The 19,484-nt window shown below is 53.7% G+C and carries 17 protein-coding genes and 1 riboswitch; of the genes, 5 read left to right on the top strand and 12 right to left on the bottom strand.

Going from position 1 to position 19,484, the window contains the following annotated elements; genetic code table 11:
• Window positions 1-26: 26 nt before the first annotated feature.
• The gene (locus tag V6575_RS04620; protein WP_340272936.1) at window positions 27-1,226 is read right to left on the bottom strand and encodes an O-succinylhomoserine sulfhydrylase; all 1,200 of its coding nucleotides are present in this window, start codon (window positions 1,224-1,226) and stop codon (window positions 27-29) included.
• 41 nt (window positions 1,227-1,267) lie between these two features.
• Window positions 1,268-1,347: riboswitch (SAM riboswitch) on the bottom strand.
• A 118-nt stretch (window positions 1,348-1,465) separates the two neighbouring features.
• Here V6575_RS04620 and V6575_RS04615 point away from each other — a divergent pair.
• Together V6575_RS04615 and V6575_RS04610 are read left to right on the top strand one after the other, a co-directional pair.
• The gene (locus tag V6575_RS04615; RefSeq protein ID WP_340272935.1) at window positions 1,466-2,566 is read left to right on the top strand and encodes a 2'-deoxycytidine 5'-triphosphate deaminase; all 1,101 of its coding nucleotides are present in this window, start codon (window positions 1,466-1,468) and stop codon (window positions 2,564-2,566) included.
• 6 nt (window positions 2,567-2,572) lie between these two features.
• Window positions 2,573-3,121, top strand: a complete 549-nt coding sequence (locus V6575_RS04610; RefSeq protein WP_340272934.1) for a YigZ family protein — start codon at window positions 2,573-2,575, stop codon at window positions 3,119-3,121.
• On the opposite strand, the gene V6575_RS04605 is transcribed toward V6575_RS04610, so the two are convergent.
• Together V6575_RS04605 and V6575_RS04600 are read right to left on the bottom strand one after the other, a co-directional pair.
• Window positions 3,075-4,013, bottom strand: coding sequence for a thermonuclease family protein (locus tag V6575_RS04605; protein WP_340272933.1), 939 nt, complete (start codon window positions 4,011-4,013; stop codon window positions 3,075-3,077). The two genes, V6575_RS04610 and V6575_RS04605, sit on opposite strands and share 47 nt — an antisense overlap.
• 18 nt (window positions 4,014-4,031) lie before the next feature.
• Window positions 4,032-4,676: a S24 family peptidase gene (locus V6575_RS04600; protein ID WP_340272932.1), complete on the bottom strand. Its 645-nt coding sequence runs from the start codon at window positions 4,674-4,676 to the stop codon at window positions 4,032-4,034.
• 216 nt (window positions 4,677-4,892) lie between these two features.
• Here V6575_RS04600 and V6575_RS04595 point away from each other — a divergent pair, with 216 nt between their 5' ends.
• Both V6575_RS04595 and V6575_RS04590 read left to right on the top strand, forming a co-directional pair.
• Window positions 4,893-5,237, top strand: a complete 345-nt coding sequence (locus V6575_RS04595; protein WP_340272930.1) for a DUF952 domain-containing protein — start codon at window positions 4,893-4,895, stop codon at window positions 5,235-5,237.
• Window positions 5,234-6,331 carry a quinone-dependent dihydroorotate dehydrogenase gene (locus V6575_RS04590; protein ID WP_340272928.1) on the top strand — a complete coding sequence of 366 codons (1,098 nt, stop codon included), beginning with the start codon at window positions 5,234-5,236 and terminating at the stop codon, window positions 6,329-6,331. The genes V6575_RS04595 and V6575_RS04590 overlap by 4 nt, the downstream gene beginning before the upstream one ends.
• Before the next feature lie 113 nt (window positions 6,332-6,444).
• Here V6575_RS04590 and V6575_RS04585 read toward each other — a convergent pair whose 3' ends face one another.
• Window positions 6,445-7,788 carry an MATE family efflux transporter gene (locus tag V6575_RS04585; protein WP_340272926.1) on the bottom strand — a complete coding sequence of 448 codons (1,344 nt, stop codon included), beginning with the start codon at window positions 7,786-7,788 and terminating at the stop codon, window positions 6,445-6,447.
• 114 nt (window positions 7,789-7,902) lie between these two features.
• Between V6575_RS04585 and V6575_RS04580 the strand changes: the two genes are divergently transcribed.
• Complete coding sequence (locus V6575_RS04580; RefSeq protein WP_340272924.1) at window positions 7,903-8,829, top strand: histone deacetylase family protein; 927 nt, start codon at window positions 7,903-7,905, stop codon at window positions 8,827-8,829.
• Between the two features lie 7 nt (window positions 8,830-8,836).
• Here the strand turns inward: V6575_RS04580 and V6575_RS04575 are convergent, their stop codons facing one another.
• From V6575_RS04575 to V6575_RS04540, 8 genes are all read right to left on the bottom strand, one after another.
• Window positions 8,837-9,112, bottom strand: coding sequence for a DUF6460 domain-containing protein (locus V6575_RS04575; RefSeq protein WP_340272922.1), 276 nt, complete (start codon window positions 9,110-9,112; stop codon window positions 8,837-8,839).
• Window positions 9,113-9,906: 794 nt separating this feature from the next.
• Window positions 9,907-10,911, bottom strand: coding sequence for an AraC family transcriptional regulator (locus V6575_RS04570; protein ID WP_340272920.1), 1,005 nt, complete (start codon window positions 10,909-10,911; stop codon window positions 9,907-9,909).
• Window positions 10,912-11,389: 478 nt separating this feature from the next.
• On the bottom strand, window positions 11,390-12,439 hold the full coding sequence (locus V6575_RS04565; protein WP_340272919.1) for an AraC family transcriptional regulator: 1,050 nt from the start codon (window positions 12,437-12,439) through the stop codon (window positions 11,390-11,392).
• 189 nt (window positions 12,440-12,628) lie between these two features.
• Window positions 12,629-14,842, bottom strand: coding sequence for a 3-hydroxyacyl-CoA dehydrogenase NAD-binding domain-containing protein (locus V6575_RS04560; protein ID WP_340272917.1), 2,214 nt, complete (start codon window positions 14,840-14,842; stop codon window positions 12,629-12,631).
• A gap of 23 nt (window positions 14,843-14,865) precedes the next feature.
• On the bottom strand, window positions 14,866-16,074 hold the full coding sequence (locus V6575_RS04555) for an acetyl-CoA C-acetyltransferase (protein WP_340272916.1): 1,209 nt from the start codon (window positions 16,072-16,074) through the stop codon (window positions 14,866-14,868).
• 27 nt (window positions 16,075-16,101) lie between these two features.
• The gene (locus V6575_RS04550) at window positions 16,102-16,740 is read right to left on the bottom strand and encodes a glutathione S-transferase family protein (RefSeq protein ID WP_340272915.1); all 639 of its coding nucleotides are present in this window, start codon (window positions 16,738-16,740) and stop codon (window positions 16,102-16,104) included.
• A 128-nt stretch (window positions 16,741-16,868) separates the two neighbouring features.
• The gene (locus V6575_RS04545; RefSeq protein WP_340272914.1) at window positions 16,869-18,665 is read right to left on the bottom strand and encodes an acyl-CoA dehydrogenase C-terminal domain-containing protein; all 1,797 of its coding nucleotides are present in this window, start codon (window positions 18,663-18,665) and stop codon (window positions 16,869-16,871) included.
• Between the two features lie 308 nt (window positions 18,666-18,973).
• Complete coding sequence (locus V6575_RS04540) at window positions 18,974-19,438, bottom strand: MerR family transcriptional regulator (protein WP_340272913.1); 465 nt, start codon at window positions 19,436-19,438, stop codon at window positions 18,974-18,976.
• Window positions 19,439-19,484 lie beyond the last annotated feature (46 nt).

Below are 19,484 nucleotides of genomic sequence, written 5' to 3'. Positions count from 1 at the left end.
TTGACCTCCCTCGATTTGATGGCTTTTTAGGAGACCGCCTGCATCGCTTGTTCAATATCTTCCAGAAGATCCAATGGGTCTTCAAGGCCGACCGAGAACCGAAGAAGACCGTCGGAAATGTCCAGCTCCGCGCGGGCTTCTTCGCCCAGAGACTGATGCGTCGTGGTGGCGGGGTGGGTGATCAGGCTTTTCGCATCGCCAAGGTTGTTGGAGAGCTGGATGATCTCCAAAGCATTGGCAAACCGGAAGGCTGCTTCCTTGCCGCCAGCCAATTCAAAGGCGAGCATCGTCGAACCGCCGGTCATTTGCCGTTTGGCAATTTCGGCCTGCGGATGGTCATCCCGTCCTGGGTAAATCAAACGCGACACGGCGCTCTGGCCTGCCAGGAAATCTGCAATCTTGCCAGCGCTTGATGTCTGACGTTCGACACGCAGGGGCAAAGTCTCCAGACCCTTGAGCAGCACCCAGGCACTGAAAGGGCTCATGTGCGGTCCGGTGTGCTTGACGAAAGGCATGACCTCATCAACGATCCAAGCCTCATCTGACAGCACGACGCCGCCCAGACAACGGCCCTGACCATCGATATGCTTCGTAGCTGAATAGATGACCACATCCGCACCAAGCGAGAGAGGGGACTGAAACATCGGCGTGGCAAACACATTATCAACGATCAGGCGCGCGCCGACGGAATGTGCAATGTCCGCAACTGCGGCAATGTCGATGATTTCCAGTGTTGGATTGGTCGGGCTTTCCAAAAACAGCGCGGCAGTGTTTGGCTTTACCGCAGCCTTCCATTGATCGAGGTCCGTACCGTCAACCAGAGTGGATTCAACGCCAAAGCGTGGCAGCAGCGTTTCAACGATATAGCGGCAGGACCCGAACAGAGCCTTGGCCGCGACCACATGGTCGCCAGCTTTGACAGATGCCATCAGCGCCAGATTGACGGCCGCCATGCCACTGGCTGTTGCACGGGCGGCTTCGGCGCCTTCCAGGATCCTGATCCTGTCTTCGAACATGGCAACGGTCGGGTTTGCGTAGCGGGAATAGACGAAGCCTGGCTCCTCGCCGTTAAACCGTGCTTCAGCGGCCTCGGCACTGCTGTAAACAAAGCCTTGGGTGAGGAACATGGCTTCCGATGTCTCGCCGTGCTGCGACCGTGTGGTGCCGCCATGGACAAGCTCTGTCGCCGGTCGCCGTGCCTTGCGAGAATTGTTCTTTTCTGTCATCGAATGGTGCTCCACATAGCAAAAAACCCCAGCATTGGCCGGGGTTTTGCAACCCGGCCTTTTTAGCTACTTGTTTAACGTAGCTGCAAGCCGGCCGGCCCAAATCACCACGAGTTCGCAGTTTAATTACGCCAAAATATTATAACGGTCAATATTTGCGGACGGAAACTGGTTGGCGAGTGAGGTCCGATCCGCTAATCACGTGGAAAGCATTTGAGATTAAGGGCGCGGTACAGGATATGACGCAAGCATCGACAGGCATTTTGCCAGCGCACACAATTGAGCAGATGTTCTCTGAGGGCACGATCTTTTCTGAGCTGCCCCCGGTGACTGGGCAGATCCAGCCGGCAAGTCTTGATCTGCGGCTTGGCCATTCAGCATACCGTGTCCGCGCCAGCTTTCTGACCGGTCCAAACAGCACGGTTCTGGACAAGCTTGAAAGCCTCAAGCTGCACCGTTTTGACCTTACAGAAGGGGCCGTGCTGGAGACCGGTTGCGTTTACATCGTGCCTCTGCAGGAAAACCTGGCATTGCCTGCCGATATATCGGCGACGGCAAATCCCAAAAGTTCGACTGGGCGGCTTGATGTGTTTACCCGTGTGATTACAGATCACGGGCTTGCTTTCGACACGGTGCCAGCCGGTTACAGCGGGCCGCTCTATGCTGAAATTTCACCGCTGACATTTCCGATTCTTGCACGCGCAGGGTCTCGGTTGAGCCAGATCAGGTTCCGCAATGGGGTGTCTGTCGTGAGCGATGCTGAGCTTGAAAAGGTTCACAAGGCTCACACGCTGATGAGTGGCGGAAATGAACGGATCGGCGGCGGTGTGCAATTGTCTATCGATCTGGAAGGGCAGGGCGATGGAAAGCTTGTCGGTTACCGTGCCAAACAGCACTCGGGTCTCATTGATGTTGATAAGCCTGGAGAGCACGAGCCGCTCGATTTCTGGGAACCAATTTATCGTCGCGGTGCTGCTGAACTGATCCTTGATCCAAATGAATTTTATATTCTGGTCAGCCAGGAGGCGGTCCATGTTCCGCCCGATTATGCTGCGGAAATGGTGCCGTTTGATGCGCTGGTTGGTGAGTTCCGCGTTCATTATGCGGGTTTCTTTGATCCCGGGTTCGGCCATGCTGGTGTCGGCGGCATAGGTTCGCGTGCGGTGCTGGAAGTCCGCTCTCACGACGTGCCGTTTATTTTGGAACATGGCCAGACGGTTGGCCGATTGGTCTATGAAAACATGGCCGAGCGCCCGCAGCAGCTTTATGGCGAAGGCATAGGTTCAAACTATCAGGGGCAGGCTCTCAAGTTGTCGAAGCACTTCAAGACGCCAGCCTGACCATTCATGGATTTCCAGACCATCGAATCTGAATTCTGCGGTGTCCTTGAAGATCGCAAGTCGCGGTTTCTGGCTCACCTTGTACCGATAGCTGAGTTTGAGGGCCGGTTGGAGGTGCTGCGCAAGGAGCATCGCAAGGCCAATCACTTTGTTACGGCACATCGGCGTTTGCTGGAAGATGACCGTGTTGAGGAGAGTGGCAAGGATGACGGCGAGCCGTCGGGTACGTCCGGCATGCCGACACTCAAGGTCTTGCAAGGCAACAGGCTGATCGAGGCAGCCGTTATTGTCGTGCGCTATTTCGGCGGCATAAAACTTGGCGGGGGTGGGTTGGCTCGCGGCTATTCAGGAGCGGCTGTTGACGCAATTGCTAAGGCTCAGCTTATTCCTTTCGTCAAGCGCGGTTCCAAAGTCATCGAGGTTGGTTTTCCTGAAAGTGCTGAGGCAGAGCTGCGCGTGTCAGCTTTAGGTCTGTCCGTTGCAGCACGAAATTACACGGAGAGCGGTGTCACCTTAACGGTGGAAGGTCCTGAAGCCGCGTTGCGGGAGCTATAGGATCAGCACCAAAATTGGATGGCTGAGTGACGTCGGTGTCTGCCGGTATATCAAACGGATTGTAAGGCTCGGGGCTGTCCGAGCCAAGGTCCAAGTCTGCCAGGCCGGGTAACAGGTCTTCCAGGTTTGTTTCATTGCGTAATTCGGCTGACGGCTCTGTCGATGGCTCTACGCGCCACTCAGATTGCCATTTTCCGATTTTTTGATCACGTGCGGCCTGAGCCAATTCGCGGTATTCTTCGGGGGCATCCTCGCTCGGATCGGCCCAGCCGTATTGGACCAGCCATGAGCCCAGACTGATGGTTCTGCGAGAGCATACAGCTGAAATCTCCCGAGGTCCAAGGTCGTCAACCTTGTCGCATGTAATGGTGTAAATTCGGACAAGCCCGCGCAGGGCTGTGCGGGCGCGTGCTCCGCAAGGCCATAGGCCGCCAAGTCTTGAAACGCAGGTCTCATCGGCCTTCAAGGCATTCACATAGGCAATACGGACTGTCAGGTCTTCGGTGCGCAAAGTGCCGGCATCCAGAACTTGCGGACGGCGCAATTCAAGAGGCCCATCGGGCAGCGCCTTGACTGGCGGATCCTTGAGTTCCAGATATCGTTTCGATGGCGCGACCCGTGTCAGGGGAGCCGTGATTTGTGGCGCCGTGACGCCTTCCGGCGAGACGTTCCTTAGTTGGTTAGGCAAAGGGACATCTGCGATTTCCCTGGACAGACCTGCCACCAAGTCGGGCGTTGCTTTGGATATTGCCGTGTCTGCCGTGCTGACTTTCTCATGAGACGGCTTAGGCCTGACGGGCGGCGCAGGAGGTTCTGCGAGGAGAAGAAACGCCACAGAACCGCCAGCAAAATTGAGCAGCAATAGAGGAACGAGGAATGGACGAAGCTGCATTCGGTCTCCGGTGGCAGGCTATTGGCTCGCCCAGATAATGCGGCCAACCCAATCAATATCTGCGTGCTTGAAGTGAAGGCGCGAGGCGCGCTTGTCAAGCGGTTGGAATTCCATGGCGCTGTCTGTGCGCTTATGCAACAGCAGAACCGATAGAGCCTGCAGTTTGGACTTGACCACCACCCGGTCGCCTCGCCGAATTGGAGCATCCGGGGCGACAATAATGATATCGCCGTCTCGGTATAGAGGGAGCATGTCGTCGCCTGTGACTTCCAGTGCAAAGATTTCCTTGGCTTTCGGATCAGGAAAAGACATCTGGTTCCAGGTCATGCCGGTTGGCGCGCCCAATTGATCAAAAGTGCCTTCGTGCCCAGCATCGCAGAGTCCTTTCAACGGTACAATCCGGCTTGCGGCCTCGGTTGAAGCGGTGGGTTCTTGAACGGTAATGCTGGCGACGAACGCGTTGAGTGTTTCGCCAGTGGCTTCGAGGATTTTCGCAAGCGATTCTGTCGAGGGCCAGCGTGGTCTCTCGTCAACGGAAAACCGCTTGGAGGGATTGAAGGTGGTTGGGTCCAGCCCGGCCCGCTTGGCCAGACCCGAAGGCGATAGCTCATGACGTTTGGCCAGTTTGTCGATGGCTGCCCAGACTTGCGCATGTGACAGCATACGGCGTCTCCGTTTCATGTGTGGCGGACAGGAACAAATTCCTCTCAAGGGATTATGTTCGGCGGAAAAATCTCTGTCAAAGCGTAATTCACTGGCCCATTGTCGTGGTTTTCTATTCTGGCCGCTTGTTCCCGTTTCTCACGGACGATAGGGTCCGCCACAAACGCATTGCCCTGTGCATTGCGCCTGTGATGCAGCTGATAGAAACGGACCTCCATGGCTTTGATTTACAAAATACTTCCGCGCGAGCTTTGGCAGACAGCGCAGGTCGAGGGTGTTTTCAAGGGAGCTCCGGTTGATCTGGCTGACGGATATATTCATTTCTCTACGGCTACGCAGGCCTTGGAAACCGCAGCCAAGCACTTCAAAGGCCAGGACAACCTGTTGCTGGCAGCGTTTGAAGCCGAGAGCTTTGGTGATGCGATGAAATGGGAGCCCTCGCGTGGGGGGGCGCTCTTTCCGCATCTTTATGACACCTTGCCGGTTGCATCGGCTCTGTGGGTTAGTGAGCTGACACTTGGCGAAGATGGCACTCATATTTTCCCGGATCTTGACCAATGACTTTTCCTTTTCTTGAAAAAATTGCCATGGCTGGCTTGCATCAACTGGACGCAGAGACAGCCCATGGCGTGACAATCAAGGCTCTGAAGTCCGGGCTGCTGCCGAAGTCGCGCGTGCCGAATGACCCGCGTCTTAGCTCAAGAATCTGGGATCTTGAGTTTGCAAATCCGCTTGGAATGGCTGCTGGCTTCGACAAGGACGGTGAGGTTCCAGATGCTGTCCTGAAACTTGGCTTTGGGTACACTGAGGTCGGGTCGGTGACGCCAAAGCCGCAGCCGGGTAATCCACGTCCGCGTGCTTTTCGTCTGTCAGCGGATCAAGCCATCATCAATCGGTATGGCTTTAACAATCAGGGCCATGCCGCCCTCAGACGACGTCTGGATGCGCGGCGTTCCCAAGTCGGGATTGTCGGCATAAATGTTGGTGCCAACAAGGACGCAACAGATCGGGTTGCCGACTACGTCGCCGGTATTCATGAGTTTTCTGATTTGGCGTCTTATTTCACTGTCAATGTGTCCTCGCCGAACACGCCTGGCCTGCGCAATTTGCAAGGGCGCGCGGCCTTGTCAGAGCTGTTGACTGCTGTCATCAGCGCCCGGGATGAACGGACAAATCTTGTCGGGCGCAAGGTGCCAGTGCTTTTGAAGATCGCGCCTGATGTAAGTCTCAGTGAACTTGAGGAAATTGTTGAAGAAGTGCTGGCAAAGGGTGTCGATGGCCTGATTGTCTCCAACACGACTCTTTCTCGGACAGGTTTGCGCTCAGCCTCACATTGCGATGAAGCGGGTGGGCTGTCCGGAACACCCTTGTTCCGTCGGTCGACGATTGTTTTGGCCAAGGCGCGAAAACTGGCGGGTGCTGATTTGCCGATCATCGGCGTGGGCGGCATCGACAGCGCCGAAACGGCCTGGGTCAAGATCACGGCTGGCGCTTCGCTCTTGCAGTTGTATTCCGCATTGGTGTTTCAGGGCATTGGCTTGGCCGGGCAGATTTTGAAAGGTCTGTCGCGTGAACTCGATAAGGCTGGACTGAACAGTCTGGAAGAAGCGCGAGGCGTTAATACCGAAGCTTGGTCAGGTCTGGATCCGGACTAGGCTTAGGCCCCATAAAATTGTATGAACTGGTCGATCTGGAACAGGTCGAATGCGAAGTGCTAAAAGGATGGAAACTTGGATGGTTTTCGAGTTCGAATCCAAAACCAAGCAGGTTAGGCAACGGCAAAGAACTGATCCGTGCGGCGTCGGCAAATGACCGTAAGGCTGATGCCGCGCAGACCCAGAAAGATCTCCAGTGATAACCACAGCCCGTGGTTCTGCAGCAGCGGAAACAGGCTGTAGTAGGCGGCAATAAAGACGGCCAGAGATAGCAACATCATGTTGCGCATGTCTTTGGACCAGGTCGCGCCGATGAAAATCCCGTCCATCTGAAATGCAAGCACTCCAAAGACCGGCGTCATGGCGGCCCATGGCAGGTAGATCCGGCCGATTTCCCGGACATTGGCCGAGACCGTCATGAGATCGAAAAGCGCTGGGCCGAATATAAAAAACACAACAGCCAGCGCCCCGGCCAGCAAAAAGCTCCACATTGCGGTGAGGCGGATTGTTTTCTCGAACGCAATGCGGCTCCGGGCACCAATTGCGCGGCCTGCGAGCTGCTCGGCAGCCGTTGCAATGCCATCGAGAAAGTACCCTCCAACGATGAAAAATTTCTGCAAAATAGCATTTGCGGCGAGCATGGTATCGCCTTGTTCTGCCGAGCGCGCCGTAAAAAAGGCAAAGGCAAACAGCAGCGAGAACGACCGGATCATGATGTCCCGGTTAACCGCCATCATGCGCATCAAAAGCCGCCTGTCGAAAACGACCTTAAAGCTCGGCCAGCGCGTTCCTCTGACGCTCAGAAGGATCATGATGAGTCCAAGGAGGGTGGCAGCCGCCTCACTCAGAACTGTGGCGACAGCAACGCCTTCAATGCTCCAGCCAGCCAATACGACGAGGAGGACCGATAAGCCGATATTGAGGCCATTCAGGAAAAGCTGGAGCAGTAGCCCGGTTCCGGCGCGCCCAAGGCCAAGGAACCAGCCAAGGATCGCGTAATTGGCCAGCAAAAATGGCGCGCTGTAAATTCGAATGTCGAAATAGCGTTGTGTCGCGGACTGAACGTCTGGGCTGCCGCCTAGAAAATTCAGCCCGATGCTGAGAAAGGGCCTCTGCAACAAGATCACGGCAAGTCCGGCTGCGGCAGCGATTATCAGAGCTCTGAGGAATGTCGCTTTGATTTCGCTCTGGTCATTTGCGCCTAGCGCTTGTGCGGTAAGTCCAGTGGTGCCGGAGCGCAGAAAACTGAAAGTCGCGAAGACCAGGTCAAAGATGACGCTGCCCACGGCAATTCCGCCCAAGAGGGCCGCGTTGCCAAGATGCCCGATTACAGCTGTATCCACCACACCCAGGAGCGGCGTGGAAAGATAGGCAAGTGTCATCGGGATGGCAATCACGAGCACGCTGCGGTGAGTAACGGAAAGCGCGTGTGTTTGGGAAAGGGCAGCTTTAGTCATTTAGATCCTTGGCGTTTTTTCCTGCTTGATCTTCAAAGTCGCTTTCGTCAAGGCTGTTAAAGCCATGTTTGGGGGGGCTTCCTCAATTGGCTTGACGAGCTATATGATCTTCTCATGTGTCCAGACATAAATATCCCGATTGTCCATCATCCTGCATATTGCGCGGATCTTCCCGCTGATCATCGGTTTCCTATGGACAAGTATCGTGCTGTGGCTGCGCAGGTCGTCTCAGAGGGCTTTCTGGGGGGCAAAGCCTTTCATCGGCCAAGACCTGCTCCGTTTGAATGGATCGCTTTGGCGCATGATTCTGCCTATGTCGATCAGGTGTTTACAAGCAGCGTGCCGTCTGTAATTACACGAGAAATTGGTTTTCCGATGAAGGAAGACATTGCGTTGAGAGCGCGTTGCGCGACAGGTGGAACCGTGCTGACCGGCTATCTAGCAATGGAGCATGGGCTTGCCTGCAATACAGCAGGAGGCAGCCATCATGCGCGCCGGGCTCATGGTGCGGGGTTCTGTGTGTTCAATGATGTGGCTGTCGCCATTCGGGTCATGCAGGCTGATGGCGTGATTCGGCGCGCTCTGGTGATCGACCTTGATGTGCATCAGGGCGATGGAACAGCTGATATTTTCAAGGACGACGAAAGCGTCTTCACGTTCTCCATGCATGCAGAAAAGAACTATCCCGTTCGCAAAGTGCCCTCGGATCTGGATGTCGCGCTTGCAGATAACATGGTTGATGCTGCCTATTTGGCGGAGCTAGTCGCAATTCTCCCAGGCCTTCTCAGATCGCAGGAGTTCGACATCGTCTTTTATAATGCTGGCGTGGACCCGTATGAAGGCGACCGCCTTGGGCGTCTTGCGCTCACGCGACAAGGCCTGGCCCAAAGGGATGAATATGTCATTCAGGCTGTGCGAGCGGCAGGCATACCTGCAGCAGGCGTGCTCGGAGGGGGGTATTCACGCGATATCGAAGATCTGACCCAACGGCATATGTCGCTTTTCAGGGCAGCTCAGAGTAGTTACGTGTTCGAAACCTAGCGGGTACTTAGCCGTTCTTTCCCATTTTCAGCAGACGGGATACGAGCCAGAGCGGCACCACGATCACGGCACCAAGCAGGAAGTAACGAATGATGTTGCCGAAAGCTGCAAAGCCCATTTCCCAGAGACGCTCCACAAAGCGAATGGCAATATTGACGATTTCCAGTGGGTCAAGGTTGAGGGCAGACAGAATGACGCCAACGACAAGAGAGAGAAAAATCAGACGCAGCACTACTTGTCCGGGGGATCCGCCCATGAATCGGCTTAAATTATGATCGGACATGGAAGCTCCTGTCGAGGCATGGTTATGTGTCTATTGCTTTACTTAAGGGCTGACAGGCAGTCCTACAACAGGGGATGATGTCTGCGCGCGGGTTGAGCGCGTTATGGTTCTATTTATTTTGTCTTAAGGCTTATTTCGAAAATTTATTGAAATCGACATTGAGAATGCTTACGCGTTCAAAATTGGCATGAATTGCAAAACTTACGACGACTAAGGGTAACTACATAGCACTAGGCCTCCTCTATAATTCTATCAAGAAGGGGTAAGTGTGAAAAGAACTCACTCTCAGAGCATCACATTTGATCCCTTTGGCCCAAGGAGCCGATGATCTCGACAGGGACTATTACAAATCAGATGCACGCGCCCCATCGACTGCCTTTGATTTTGTCCTGTTCGTAATCGTTTGGATCGATTTGGAACAGGCCGTTTGCAGTGTTGCAAAAACATGAAAACCATAAAGGTTTCCATCCTTTTCGCGCCTCTCATCCAGCCTGTTCCAGATCGATCAGTACATTAAATTTTATGGGTCTGAACCCTAAGGCAACATTGTTGGCGGACAAGACGTTGCGGGAAAGACCAGTTTTTGATGAAGATGATGGATCTCATTATGTTCAGTCCCTCGCTTGCTGAAGACGCAGGGGCGCCAAGAGGTCAATTTTGTTATTCCGTGTTTTCTAACCTGACTAAGAAAAGGCGACTGTTTGGCAGAAAAAAATTCTCTTCGCGGGTTGCTCGATTTGTAGTTCGACTATTTCCAACCGGATGTCTTGCCACTGGCTGTGGGGGCACTTTGGCTATGACGTTTGTCTGTCAGAGATTGCCGCTGTCTTCGTAGAGCGCTGACGAAGTGCGCGCGGGGCAACACCAAACCAATTTCTGACAGCGCGGGAAAATGCGCTGACTTCGGAGAAGCCCAGAAGGAATGCGATTTCTTTCATGGGTCTATCTGTATCCACCAAATGACGATGGGCAATCGAACGCCTGACGTCATCCAGAACTTTGCGATAACTGGTGCCTTCGCTTTCCAGGGTACGTTGAAGGCTCCGGTGTGACATTGCCATGGCAGAGGCGACGTAGTCCATTGAGCAATCGCCAGCGCGGAGCCCTTGGCTGATCTTGGCCGCGATAATGGAGGTCTGGGACTCTACTTGATCCATCTGGGTGAGCTCCTGCAAAGCGGCGATTTCTATAATTCTGAACAGGCTTGGGTCAGCGCCTTCTGGAATTCTATCCAGAAAACGCGATGGAACGAGGATGCGACTTTCGTCAGCATCGAAGGTGATCCGGTTTCCATGTCTTGCCTGAAACTTGGATGCCTTTTTGGGGCGTTTTGCGGCGATCTCAAGCTGAAACAAGATAGGATCTTCGCCGGTTGTCCGCTCTATTCGACTGCAAAGAAACCCCAGGGAGGCAAAAAGAAACTGTGACTGGGGCCCAAGATGATCCGGCAGAGAAAAATTAAGCATGCCGAATTGATCTGTCTCGCGGTAGCCAAAGTTCAGACAGTTGCTTCTGGTTTGATGGAACCGTGCCCAGTTTTTCATACCCTCTCGGAGGGTTGCTGCGCATAGGAATAAGTACTCAAAAATACTTCCATAACTAACCGGTGATTGACTGAAAACATCAAACGTCAGTGCGTCGTTTCCAGCCGCTGTGGCAAATAATTCGAAAACCTCTAGACAGGACCGAGCGTCGACCCTGCCTTCTGAATCGCTACAATCATCTTCAGTCATGCCTGCAGATTTGAGCAACTCGGTCCAATTGACGCCATGCTGGCTCGCGAGCTCACCCAAAACCATAACAGGTCTTGAAACGACCCATTCGCTTTCTTGTTGGTTGATTGCGAGTCTCTCCAAAGTCGTGGCCTCATTTCATGCTCTTTAAGATAAATACGAAATTTTATGATAAGTAATTACGTATATATGTCGAATATTTAGTTGAATATATTGTAGATAAATCACAATATTTGATGTTGAGTTGATATTTCCCTCAAGGTTATTTTTGTTAATTTATAATTAGGAATTACACTTGACAGTGCTTTTTATGCTGAAGATTCGAAATATTCGCTTCACCTGTTGTTATTGGGGTCCCGATTTATGGTGCCGTGTTGTTAAATTCATGATTGTCGAAACTAGGGTTCAACGCCAGAGGGTCGATCTAAAGCAAGCCGTCCACAGTGTTGCAAAAAATCGAAAACCATCCAGATTTCCATCCTTTTTGCGCCTGCATGCGCCGCCTCCCAGATTGACCAGTGCATACAATTTTATAAGCCTGAGCCTAGATTGAAGCCCGAGAGGCAGGGGTAACGAATTCATCTTCCCTAAGCGTGCGCCGGATTTCTTTTGGGGGGGATCCGAACCACGTTTTGACGGCGCGCGAAAATGTGCTGATTTCAGAAAAACCAAGCAGAAAAGCAATCTCTTTCATCGGAAGGTTGGTTTCTTTGAGGTACCGGTTCGCTGCAGCACGTCTGATGTCTTCCATCATGCTCCTGAACGATGTGCCCTCTTCAGTGAGTAGACGCTGAACGGACCTTTGAGACATGCTGAGATTGGCAGAGACCTGCGCCAGGCTGCAGGTGCCGGTTTTCATGGTTTCGGAAATTTCATCTGCGATTAAAAAGAGAGGTGAGTCTCTTCGAGCAAACAGATCAAGTTCCTCGATGGCAGCTTTCTGGATGATTGAGTAGAGGTTGCAGTCGTTTTTTTGCGGAGCTGTTGCCAATTGCTGTTTGGTGAAGAGGATGCGGTTTCCGGATTGTTCGAACGCAATGTTGTTGCGGTAAATGTTCAGAAAATTGGAAGGCGTTTTGGGTTTTGGAGAGGCCAGTTCAATGCGAACCGGAGCTGGGCTGATTCCCAATGCTGTTTCTACCCGTCTGATGGCCCAGCCAATTCGTGCGAAGGTGAATTGTACTGGCTGTTCCCGATGTGGAGGGGTTTTCCATTCAATGCTCCCACCATCTTCATGTTCGTTAAAAACCATCAAGGTCACGCTGTTCCGCATGGGCATGAATCTTTGCCAAGCCATGCATCCATCCCTGATAGATGGTGCGCAAACGAACAGGTAGTCGAAAAGCGTAAACTGGCCAAGTTTCATATTGTAAAAAACATCCAGCATGGCTGCGTCATCGTTCATGACTTGTGCCGCATGTTCGAAGGCGGCATGGACCGCTTCAATTGACAAAACCCCTTCTGGATCATCAATCACTCTGGTGTCATAGCCGTAACGTGCGGCAAAGGCTGGCCAGTCAAATGCGCCTTTGGGAAGCGCCAATTGAAGCCCTTTCACGATTTCAGAACGTGCCCATTCTGCGCTCTTCTTCATGATGTTCCTCTTTCGTCACGACCATAAAGTAATTATGTCGAGACTAAAGTCTCATGCTTGGCGTAAATCGTCAAATTTTTGGCTCATTTTGCTAAAAACATAAATTTAAGAGCACAGTTAGCAGATGTTGATGCCGTCAATCTTCTTGAGATCAGAAATCGATGGCAGCTCAGCAGTTGGCCCCGAATCCTAAGCAACTTGATCTTTTTCCTTGCGGCCATTGGGCGGCGGAAAGCGGCCATAGAAACTCTCGTCGGCCTTGGCCATTTCACGAAGGAGTTTGTTCGGTTTGAAGCGCGGGCCCCATTTGCGTGAGAACTTCCTGCAAGTCTCGACGAAAGTAGCCGTTCCCATCATGTCGATGTAGCTCAGTGTTCCGCCGGAATAAGGCGCAAAGCCGAAGCCAAGGATCGAACCAACGTCAGCTTCTCGAACGTCATTTAGGCATTTTTCTTCAAAAATGCGGGCTGTTTCGAGCGCCTGCATCACCAGAAGGCGTTGCTTGAGTTCTTCAATGTCGAAGCTCTCAGCGGGCTTTGGCTGTCCGACGACGCCTGGAATGCCCGGCCATAGTTTCTTGTCTCGGCCTGCGTAATCATAAAAACCCTTGGCATTCTTGCGGCCGAAGCGTTCCTGTTTGACGACCATCTCTTCCAGGATGCTGTCCAGTGGGCTTTCCTCGTATTTGTTACCCAGATCCTTACGGGTGGCCGATACGATTTTCCAGGCCAGATCCAGAGCGACTTCATCGCCAAGAGAAAGCGGTCCGACAGGCATGCCGGCCATGCGGCCAGCATTTTCGACCATCGCAGCGGGTACACCATCTGCCAACATCATCAGGCCTTCGCGGATGTAGGTCATCACAACACGGGATGTGTAGAAGCCTCGGCTGTCGTTGACGACTATCGGCGTTTTCTTGATGGCTTTGATGTAATCCAGGGCCATGGCAAGTGCGCCGTCGGAGGTCTTCTTGCCCAAAATCACTTCCACCAGCATCATTTTCTCAACCGGTGAGAAAAAATGAATGCCGACGAAATTCTTCGGTCGGCTGGATGCCTCGGCCAGGGAGGTGATCGGCAGAGTAGACGTGTTTGACGCATAAATCGCCGTGCTTTTCATCGCTGCTTCGGCTTTTTCGGTCACCGCTTTCTTGATGTCGCGATCTTCGAATACAGCCTCAATCACAAGATCACAGTCAGCCAGAAGGTCATAGTCCGGTGTGGCGTGGATCCGCGCCAGTAGCTGGTCTTTTCGCTCTTGTGTTGACCGTCCGCGCTGGATTTCCTTGGTCTGGAGGCCATCGGAATAGCTCTTGCCCTTGTCAGCGGCCTCTTGATCGCGGTCAATCAGAACAACGTCAATGCCGGCTTGGGCCGTGACATAGGCAATGCCTGCACCCATGAAGCCTGCGCCGAGAATGCCGACTTTCTTGATTTTGTTGGGGCTCTGGTCAGCGGGACGACGAGCCCCCTTGTTCAGCTCCTGCATCGAGATAAACAGTGAGCGGATCATGTTGGCAGCTTCCGGGCTCTTCATCACCTTCGCGAAGTAGCGGCTTTCCACCTGCAACGCGAGGTCCATCGGCAACTGCAGCCCCTCGACGACGGAATGCATCAGGTAGCGGGGCCCTGGGTAATTATCGTATGTTTCGCGGCGGTAAATCGCATTTGCAGCGGGCCAGAACTGAAACCCTTCCGGCGAGTAGATCTTGCCATTGGGGGCCCTGAACCCTTTTTTATCCCAGGGCTTGATCGGATCCACTCCGGCTTTCAGCATTGCCTTGGCAGACGCCAAAAGGTTTTCAGTGGCCGCAATCTCATCAACGAGTTTCATTTGCTTGGCTTGTGGTGCGCGCAATGTCCTGCCCTGCAGCAGGAACTGCATGCTTTGCTGGCCGTCGGTCATGCGCATGACGCGCTGGGTACCGCCAGCGCCTGGAAACAGGCCAACCTTGACCTCGGGCAGGCCCATTTTAAGGCCTTCATCGCCCACACGTGCGTGGCAGGCCAGCGCCAATTCCGTTCCGCCACCCATGCAGGTCCCAGGGATTGCTGCAACAAAGGGTTTGCCGCAGACTTCCAGCTTCCGGTAAATCTGGCTCAGTCTGCGGGACCCATCAAACAGGGCCTTCGCGGCAGCTTCCGGATCATTGTTACGCTGAGCGTGAAAGTCCTTCAAAAGGCCATCCAGCATGGTCAGGTCGGCACCGCCGGTAAAAGACGTCTTACCTGATGTGATGATGGCGCCTTTAATCGCTTCATCCTTGGCAACATGATCAATCAGCGCATCGAGTTCGTCCATCACCGACATATCAATGATGTTCATCGATTTTCCCGGCATGTCCCATGTGATGACGGCCAGGCCGTCGGCGTCGGCTTCGATGGTGAAGTTCTTGTAAGTCATTATGTTGTCTCCTCCGTCTGGCCTTAAACGCGCTCGATGATTGTTGCTGTGCCCATGCCTGCGCCAATGCACAGGGTGACCAGCGCCGTGTTGAGATCGCGTCTTTCCAACTCGTCCAGAACCGTGCCCAGGATCATCGCACCGGTTGCGCCGAGCGGATGCCCCATGGCGATCGCGCCGCCATTGACGTTGACCTTGTCGGCACCAAGCTCGAAGGCTTGCTGGTAGCGAAGCACGACAGAGGCAAAGGCTTCATTGATCTCGAAAAGATCAATATCACCCAGTGTCATTCTGGCGTTTTTGAGGAGCTTCTCGGTCACGTCCACCGGTCCTGTCAGCATCAGGGCTGGTTCTGAACCGATGTTGGCAAACGCCTTGATCCGGGCGCGCGGCCTCATGCCGATTGCCCGGCCAGCGGTACGCGAGCCGATCAGGACTGCAGCTGCGCCATCAACGATGCCGGAGGAGTTACCTGCGTGATGGACGTGGCTGATCTCTTCGATTTCCGGATGGGCCTGAATGCCGACCGCATTGAAACCGCCCATGCTTCCCATCAACCCGAATGACGGGTTCAAGGCGGCGAGAGACTGCATATCGGTTTCGGGCCGCATATGCTCATCCCGGTCCAAAATGGTGATGCCGTTGATGTCTTTGACTGGCACAACCGAATTTTTAAACCGGCCGTCAGCCCAGGATTTTTGAGCGCGCGTCTGGCTTTCAACTGCATAGGCGTCACACTCATCGCGGCTGAAGCCATATTTCGTGGCGATCAGATCCGCAGAGACGCCTTGAGGCATGAAATAGGACGGCAAAGCCACTTGAGGCTCAATCGGCCAGGCTCCGCCGGACGCGCCAAGACCAACACGGCTCATGCTTTCGACACCGCCAGCAATCACCAGCTTGTGCTGACCGGCCATGACCTGTGCCGAGGCCATATTGACCGCATCTAGGCCTGAGGCGCAGAACCGGTTGATCTGGATGCCTGGAACAGAGACATCATAACCCGATGCAAAGACGGCAGCGCGGGCGACGTCACCGCCGGCTTCCCCGACTGGGTCGACACAGCCAAGGACAACGTCGTCGACCTTGGCTGTGTCGAGGCTGTTGCGATCCCGGAGGGCTTCAAGCGCAGTCGCTGCGAGGCGCACGGTTGGCACCTCATGGAGCGCACCGTCTTTTTTTCCTCGTCCACGGGGTGTTCGAACGTGGTCGAAAATATAGGCTTCCGGCATCAGGTCCTCCTCAAGATCGAATTGTTGTCAGTTGGCATCCGGCATGGGATGGCCGGGCATCAAGTCGTAGGGGTGTTTCCAGCCGGGCAGGGATCTGATCCGTGCGAGCCAATTGGTAATCTCGGGATAGACCGACATGTCGATGCCGAGTTCACCGTCGTAATAGAGATAGCTGCACAGAGAGAAATCCGCCGTTGTAGGTTTGGTCTCAATCGCGAAATCACTCTGTTTAAAATGTTTGTTCAGGATTTCGAGTGAGCTTTTTGCTTTTCCATCCAGAAATTTGACGACCTCAGTCTCGCCTGTCTTGCTGAGCGTGCGCATGAACCGCAAAGGTCCGATGAAACCAGAGACCTTCTGGTTGTCGAAGATTGTCCAGCGCAAGATCTCCCGGCGCTCTTCTGTGGTGGTCCAGCCGTATTTGCCGAACTTTTCGGACAGCTCATCCATGATAACAGCTGACTGGGTCAGCATTCTGGAGCCTGTTTCCAGAACCGGGACTTCGCCCATTTCATTGTATTTGGTCCGGAAATCTTCTGTCCGCGCTTCGCCGTTGAAGAAATCTACCCAGCGGGTTTCCCAGTCAGCGCCGCACAACTCCAGCATTAAGGCGACTTTGTACGAATGCCCGGATTGGGCCATACAATGAAGGACGTATTCAGTCATAGTTTGAAAATCTCCGTGACAAATCAGTATCTGACCGAGACTATACTGGCCCGGATTAATTTGCGTGGGTGAAGTCTCCGTCAAATGACCCTGGCTGGAGCTGCATGGGCCGAAGCAAGAAACCTTCGCTAGAATGCATCTCCATCAAGCGCCATCATTGTATCAGCACCGGTTGAAATACGCGCCAGATGGGCCCCTGTTTCCGGCATAATGCGCTCCATATAGAACGTGCCGTAGACAAGCTTGGCTTTCAGCCAGTCTTCTTTGTCGCCAGCCCCTGCGTCCAGTTTGGAAACCACAGTTTTGGCGATCTTTGCCCACATGTAGCCCATGCCAACCAGTCCAAAGAGATGCATGTAATCGGTTGATCCAGCCCCAGCGTTATCAGGTTTGGCCATTGCGTTGTTCATGAACCACATGGTCGCCTGCTGCAGATGCTCGAGTCCTTGCGTTAGTGGTTTCGCAAAACCTGAAAGTTGTTCTTGTCCCTCGATCTCTTTCAGGAAAGCACCGACTTCGGCGAAGAAACTCATCACTGCCCGGCCACCGTTTGCAGGCAGCTTGCGGCCTACCAGATCAAGGGCCTGAATGCCGTTGGCACCTTCATAGATCATGGCAATGCGTGCATCGCGCACGAATTGCTCCATGCCCCATTCCGCGATGTAGCCATGTCCGCCGAGGATTTGCTGCGCGTCGACAGTATTGGCAAAGCCAGTGTCGGTCAGAACGCCCTTCAGAACCGGCGTCATCAGGCCCATCATGTCGTCGGCCTTCTGGCGGGTCTTTACATCGTCAGAGCGGTGCGAGACATCGCCCTTTAAGGCAGTCCAGAGCACGAGCGCTCTGGCTGCTTCGTTGAACGAGCGGATCTGAAGCAATATACGGCGAACGTCAGGATGAACAATGATCGGATCAGCCGCTTTGTCTGGTGATTTCGGTCCAGACATAGCCCTGCCCTGGAGCCGGTCTTTCGCGTAGGCTGCGGCATTTTGATAGGCGACTTCGGATTGGCCAAGGCCCTGAACGGCAACTCCAAGCCGTGCCTCGTTCATCATCGTGAACATGGCACGCAGACCTTTGTTCTCCTCGCCGATCAGCCATCCGGTGGCCTCATCATAGTTCATCAGGCAAGTGGCGTTGCCATGGATGCCCATCTTGTGCTCTAGAGCCCCGCAGGAAACGCCGTTGAGAGCTCCTGGGTTCCCATCTGCGTCCAGGCTGTGTTTGGGCACCACGAACAGTGAAATGCCTTTCGTGCCAGCCGGTGCGCCTTCGATGCGTGCCAGCACAAAGTGGATGATGTTCTCAGTCAGGTCATGCTCGCCTGCCGAGATGAAGATTTTTGTGCCGCTGAGCTTGTAACTCCCATCGTCCTGCGGAGCAGCCTTGGTTCGGATCAAGCCAAGGTCCGTGCCGCAATGTGGCTCGGTCAGATTCATCGTACCGGTCCATGAGCCGGCAATCATTTTCGGAAGATAGGTCTGCTTGAGCTCTTCTGTGCCATGCAATGTGAGCGCTGCAACAGCGCCTGCTGTAAGGCCCGGGTACATTGCGAAAGCCATGTTTGCGGAGGACAAATACTCGTTGAAGATCACAGCGAGCGTGTGGGGCAGACCCTGGCCGCCATAGGCCGGATCAGCCGAAAGCGTTCCCCAGCCAGCGTCGCAGAACGCCTGATAAGCTTCATTAAAGCCCTTGGGCGGCGTGACCGAACCGTCTTCAGCGCGGAAGCAGCCTTGCTGATCGCCGCTGAGGTTGAGTGGCTGTGCAATGTCTTCCGCAAATTTGGCAGCTTCTCGAAGAATAGCTTCCAGGAGATCGGGGCTGGCATCGGAAAAGCCTGGCAGACCTGAATACTGAGTGTAATCCAGCACGTCATTCAGAAGGAACAACGTATCATCCACAGGTGCGTTGTAGCTTGGCATGAAAACTCTCCCGGACAGGCCAGATTAATTTCTGCATGACGTTTCCGTAAACGTAACCTTTTATCTGTATACGCTTCTGTTGAAGCAGGGGCAAGCCCGGTCGTAGAGGAAGGTTGCAGGAAAAATTCACGCCAAAATGTGCTGACGTCCTGCAAAAAAATTACGAAGCACCGAAGGATGTTGTGGCCCTGAAACTTTAGGACGTTGCAACAGGCACTCAAAAGCCCACGCGAAAACGGAAAACACCGTCGTCGCGCGGGCTTGAAAAATGGAGTTTTGTCTCAGGTCTGACTGAAAGTGGGAAGCGCTTATTCTTCGCCTGCAGCTTCTTTCTGCTTCAACATGCCTGAAACGATTTCAACTGTCCGGGACAGTTCATCTATGGCTTGTTCGATGTCGCGGCGTTGTTCTTGAAGAACAGAAATTTGGCCGTTGAACCGTGATAGTGCGACCCGCAGTTGCGTGACCTGTCCGTCGCGAAGGTCATACAGATCAAGCATGTCACGGATTTCTGTCAGCGAAAACCCAACCCGTTTGCCCATGAGGACCAGCTTCAGGCGTGCGCGGTCGCGGCGGGTGTAAATCCTGTTCAGGCCGTCACGCTTTGGGTTCAGCAGACCTTTGTCTTCATAGAAGCGAAGAGTCCGCAGGGTACATTTGAATTCCTTTGAAAGATCACCAATGGTGAATTGGGTTTTCTTCGTGCTTTTGTCTTCAGCAGCCACGACATCGACGAGTTCGTTGTCGCTCAAAATGGACAGTGCTTCGCTCATTACGTATTCACCTTGCCCTCTGAGGGTCTTGTTTTTAAACGATTTG

Origin of the sequence: Roseibium algae, from assembly GCF_037783265.1 — a bacterium.
GTDB lineage: Bacteria > Pseudomonadota > Alphaproteobacteria > Rhizobiales > Stappiaceae > Roseibium > Roseibium algae.
The sequence above is the reverse complement of the archived record's forward strand: the minus strand, read 5'-3'. Positions and strand labels throughout refer to the sequence as shown.

Coding starts and splice junctions, on each gene's coding strand:
- V6575_RS04620 (WP_340272936.1), bottom strand. CDS start 1,226: ATGACAGAAAAGAACAATTCTCGCAAGGCACGGCGACCGGCGACAGAG.
- V6575_RS04615 (WP_340272935.1), top strand. CDS start 1,466: ATGACGCAAGCATCGACAGGCATTTTGCCAGCGCACACAATTGAGCAG.
- V6575_RS04610 (WP_340272934.1), top strand. CDS start 2,573: ATGGATTTCCAGACCATCGAATCTGAATTCTGCGGTGTCCTTGAAGAT.
- V6575_RS04605 (WP_340272933.1), bottom strand. CDS start 4,013: ATGCAGCTTCGTCCATTCCTCGTTCCTCTATTGCTGCTCAATTTTGCT.
- V6575_RS04600 (WP_340272932.1), bottom strand. CDS start 4,676: ATGCTGTCACATGCGCAAGTCTGGGCAGCCATCGACAAACTGGCCAAA.
- V6575_RS04595 (WP_340272930.1), top strand. CDS start 4,893: ATGGCTTTGATTTACAAAATACTTCCGCGCGAGCTTTGGCAGACAGCG.
- V6575_RS04590 (WP_340272928.1), top strand. CDS start 5,234: ATGACTTTTCCTTTTCTTGAAAAAATTGCCATGGCTGGCTTGCATCAA.
- V6575_RS04585 (WP_340272926.1), bottom strand. CDS start 7,788: ATGACTAAAGCTGCCCTTTCCCAAACACACGCGCTTTCCGTTACTCAC.
- V6575_RS04580 (WP_340272924.1), top strand. CDS start 7,903: ATGTGTCCAGACATAAATATCCCGATTGTCCATCATCCTGCATATTGC.
- V6575_RS04575 (WP_340272922.1), bottom strand. CDS start 9,112: ATGTCCGATCATAATTTAAGCCGATTCATGGGCGGATCCCCCGGACAA.
- V6575_RS04570 (WP_340272920.1), bottom strand. CDS start 10,911: ATGGTTTTGGGTGAGCTCGCGAGCCAGCATGGCGTCAATTGGACCGAG.
- V6575_RS04565 (WP_340272919.1), bottom strand. CDS start 12,439: ATGAAGAAGAGCGCAGAATGGGCACGTTCTGAAATCGTGAAAGGGCTT.
- V6575_RS04560 (WP_340272917.1), bottom strand. CDS start 14,842: ATGACTTACAAGAACTTCACCATCGAAGCCGACGCCGACGGCCTGGCC.
- V6575_RS04555 (WP_340272916.1), bottom strand. CDS start 16,074: ATGCCGGAAGCCTATATTTTCGACCACGTTCGAACACCCCGTGGACGA.
- V6575_RS04550 (WP_340272915.1), bottom strand. CDS start 16,740: ATGACTGAATACGTCCTTCATTGTATGGCCCAATCCGGGCATTCGTAC.
- V6575_RS04545 (WP_340272914.1), bottom strand. CDS start 18,665: ATGCCAAGCTACAACGCACCTGTGGATGATACGTTGTTCCTTCTGAAT.
- V6575_RS04540 (WP_340272913.1), bottom strand. CDS start 19,438: ATGAGCGAAGCACTGTCCATTTTGAGCGACAACGAACTCGTCGATGTC.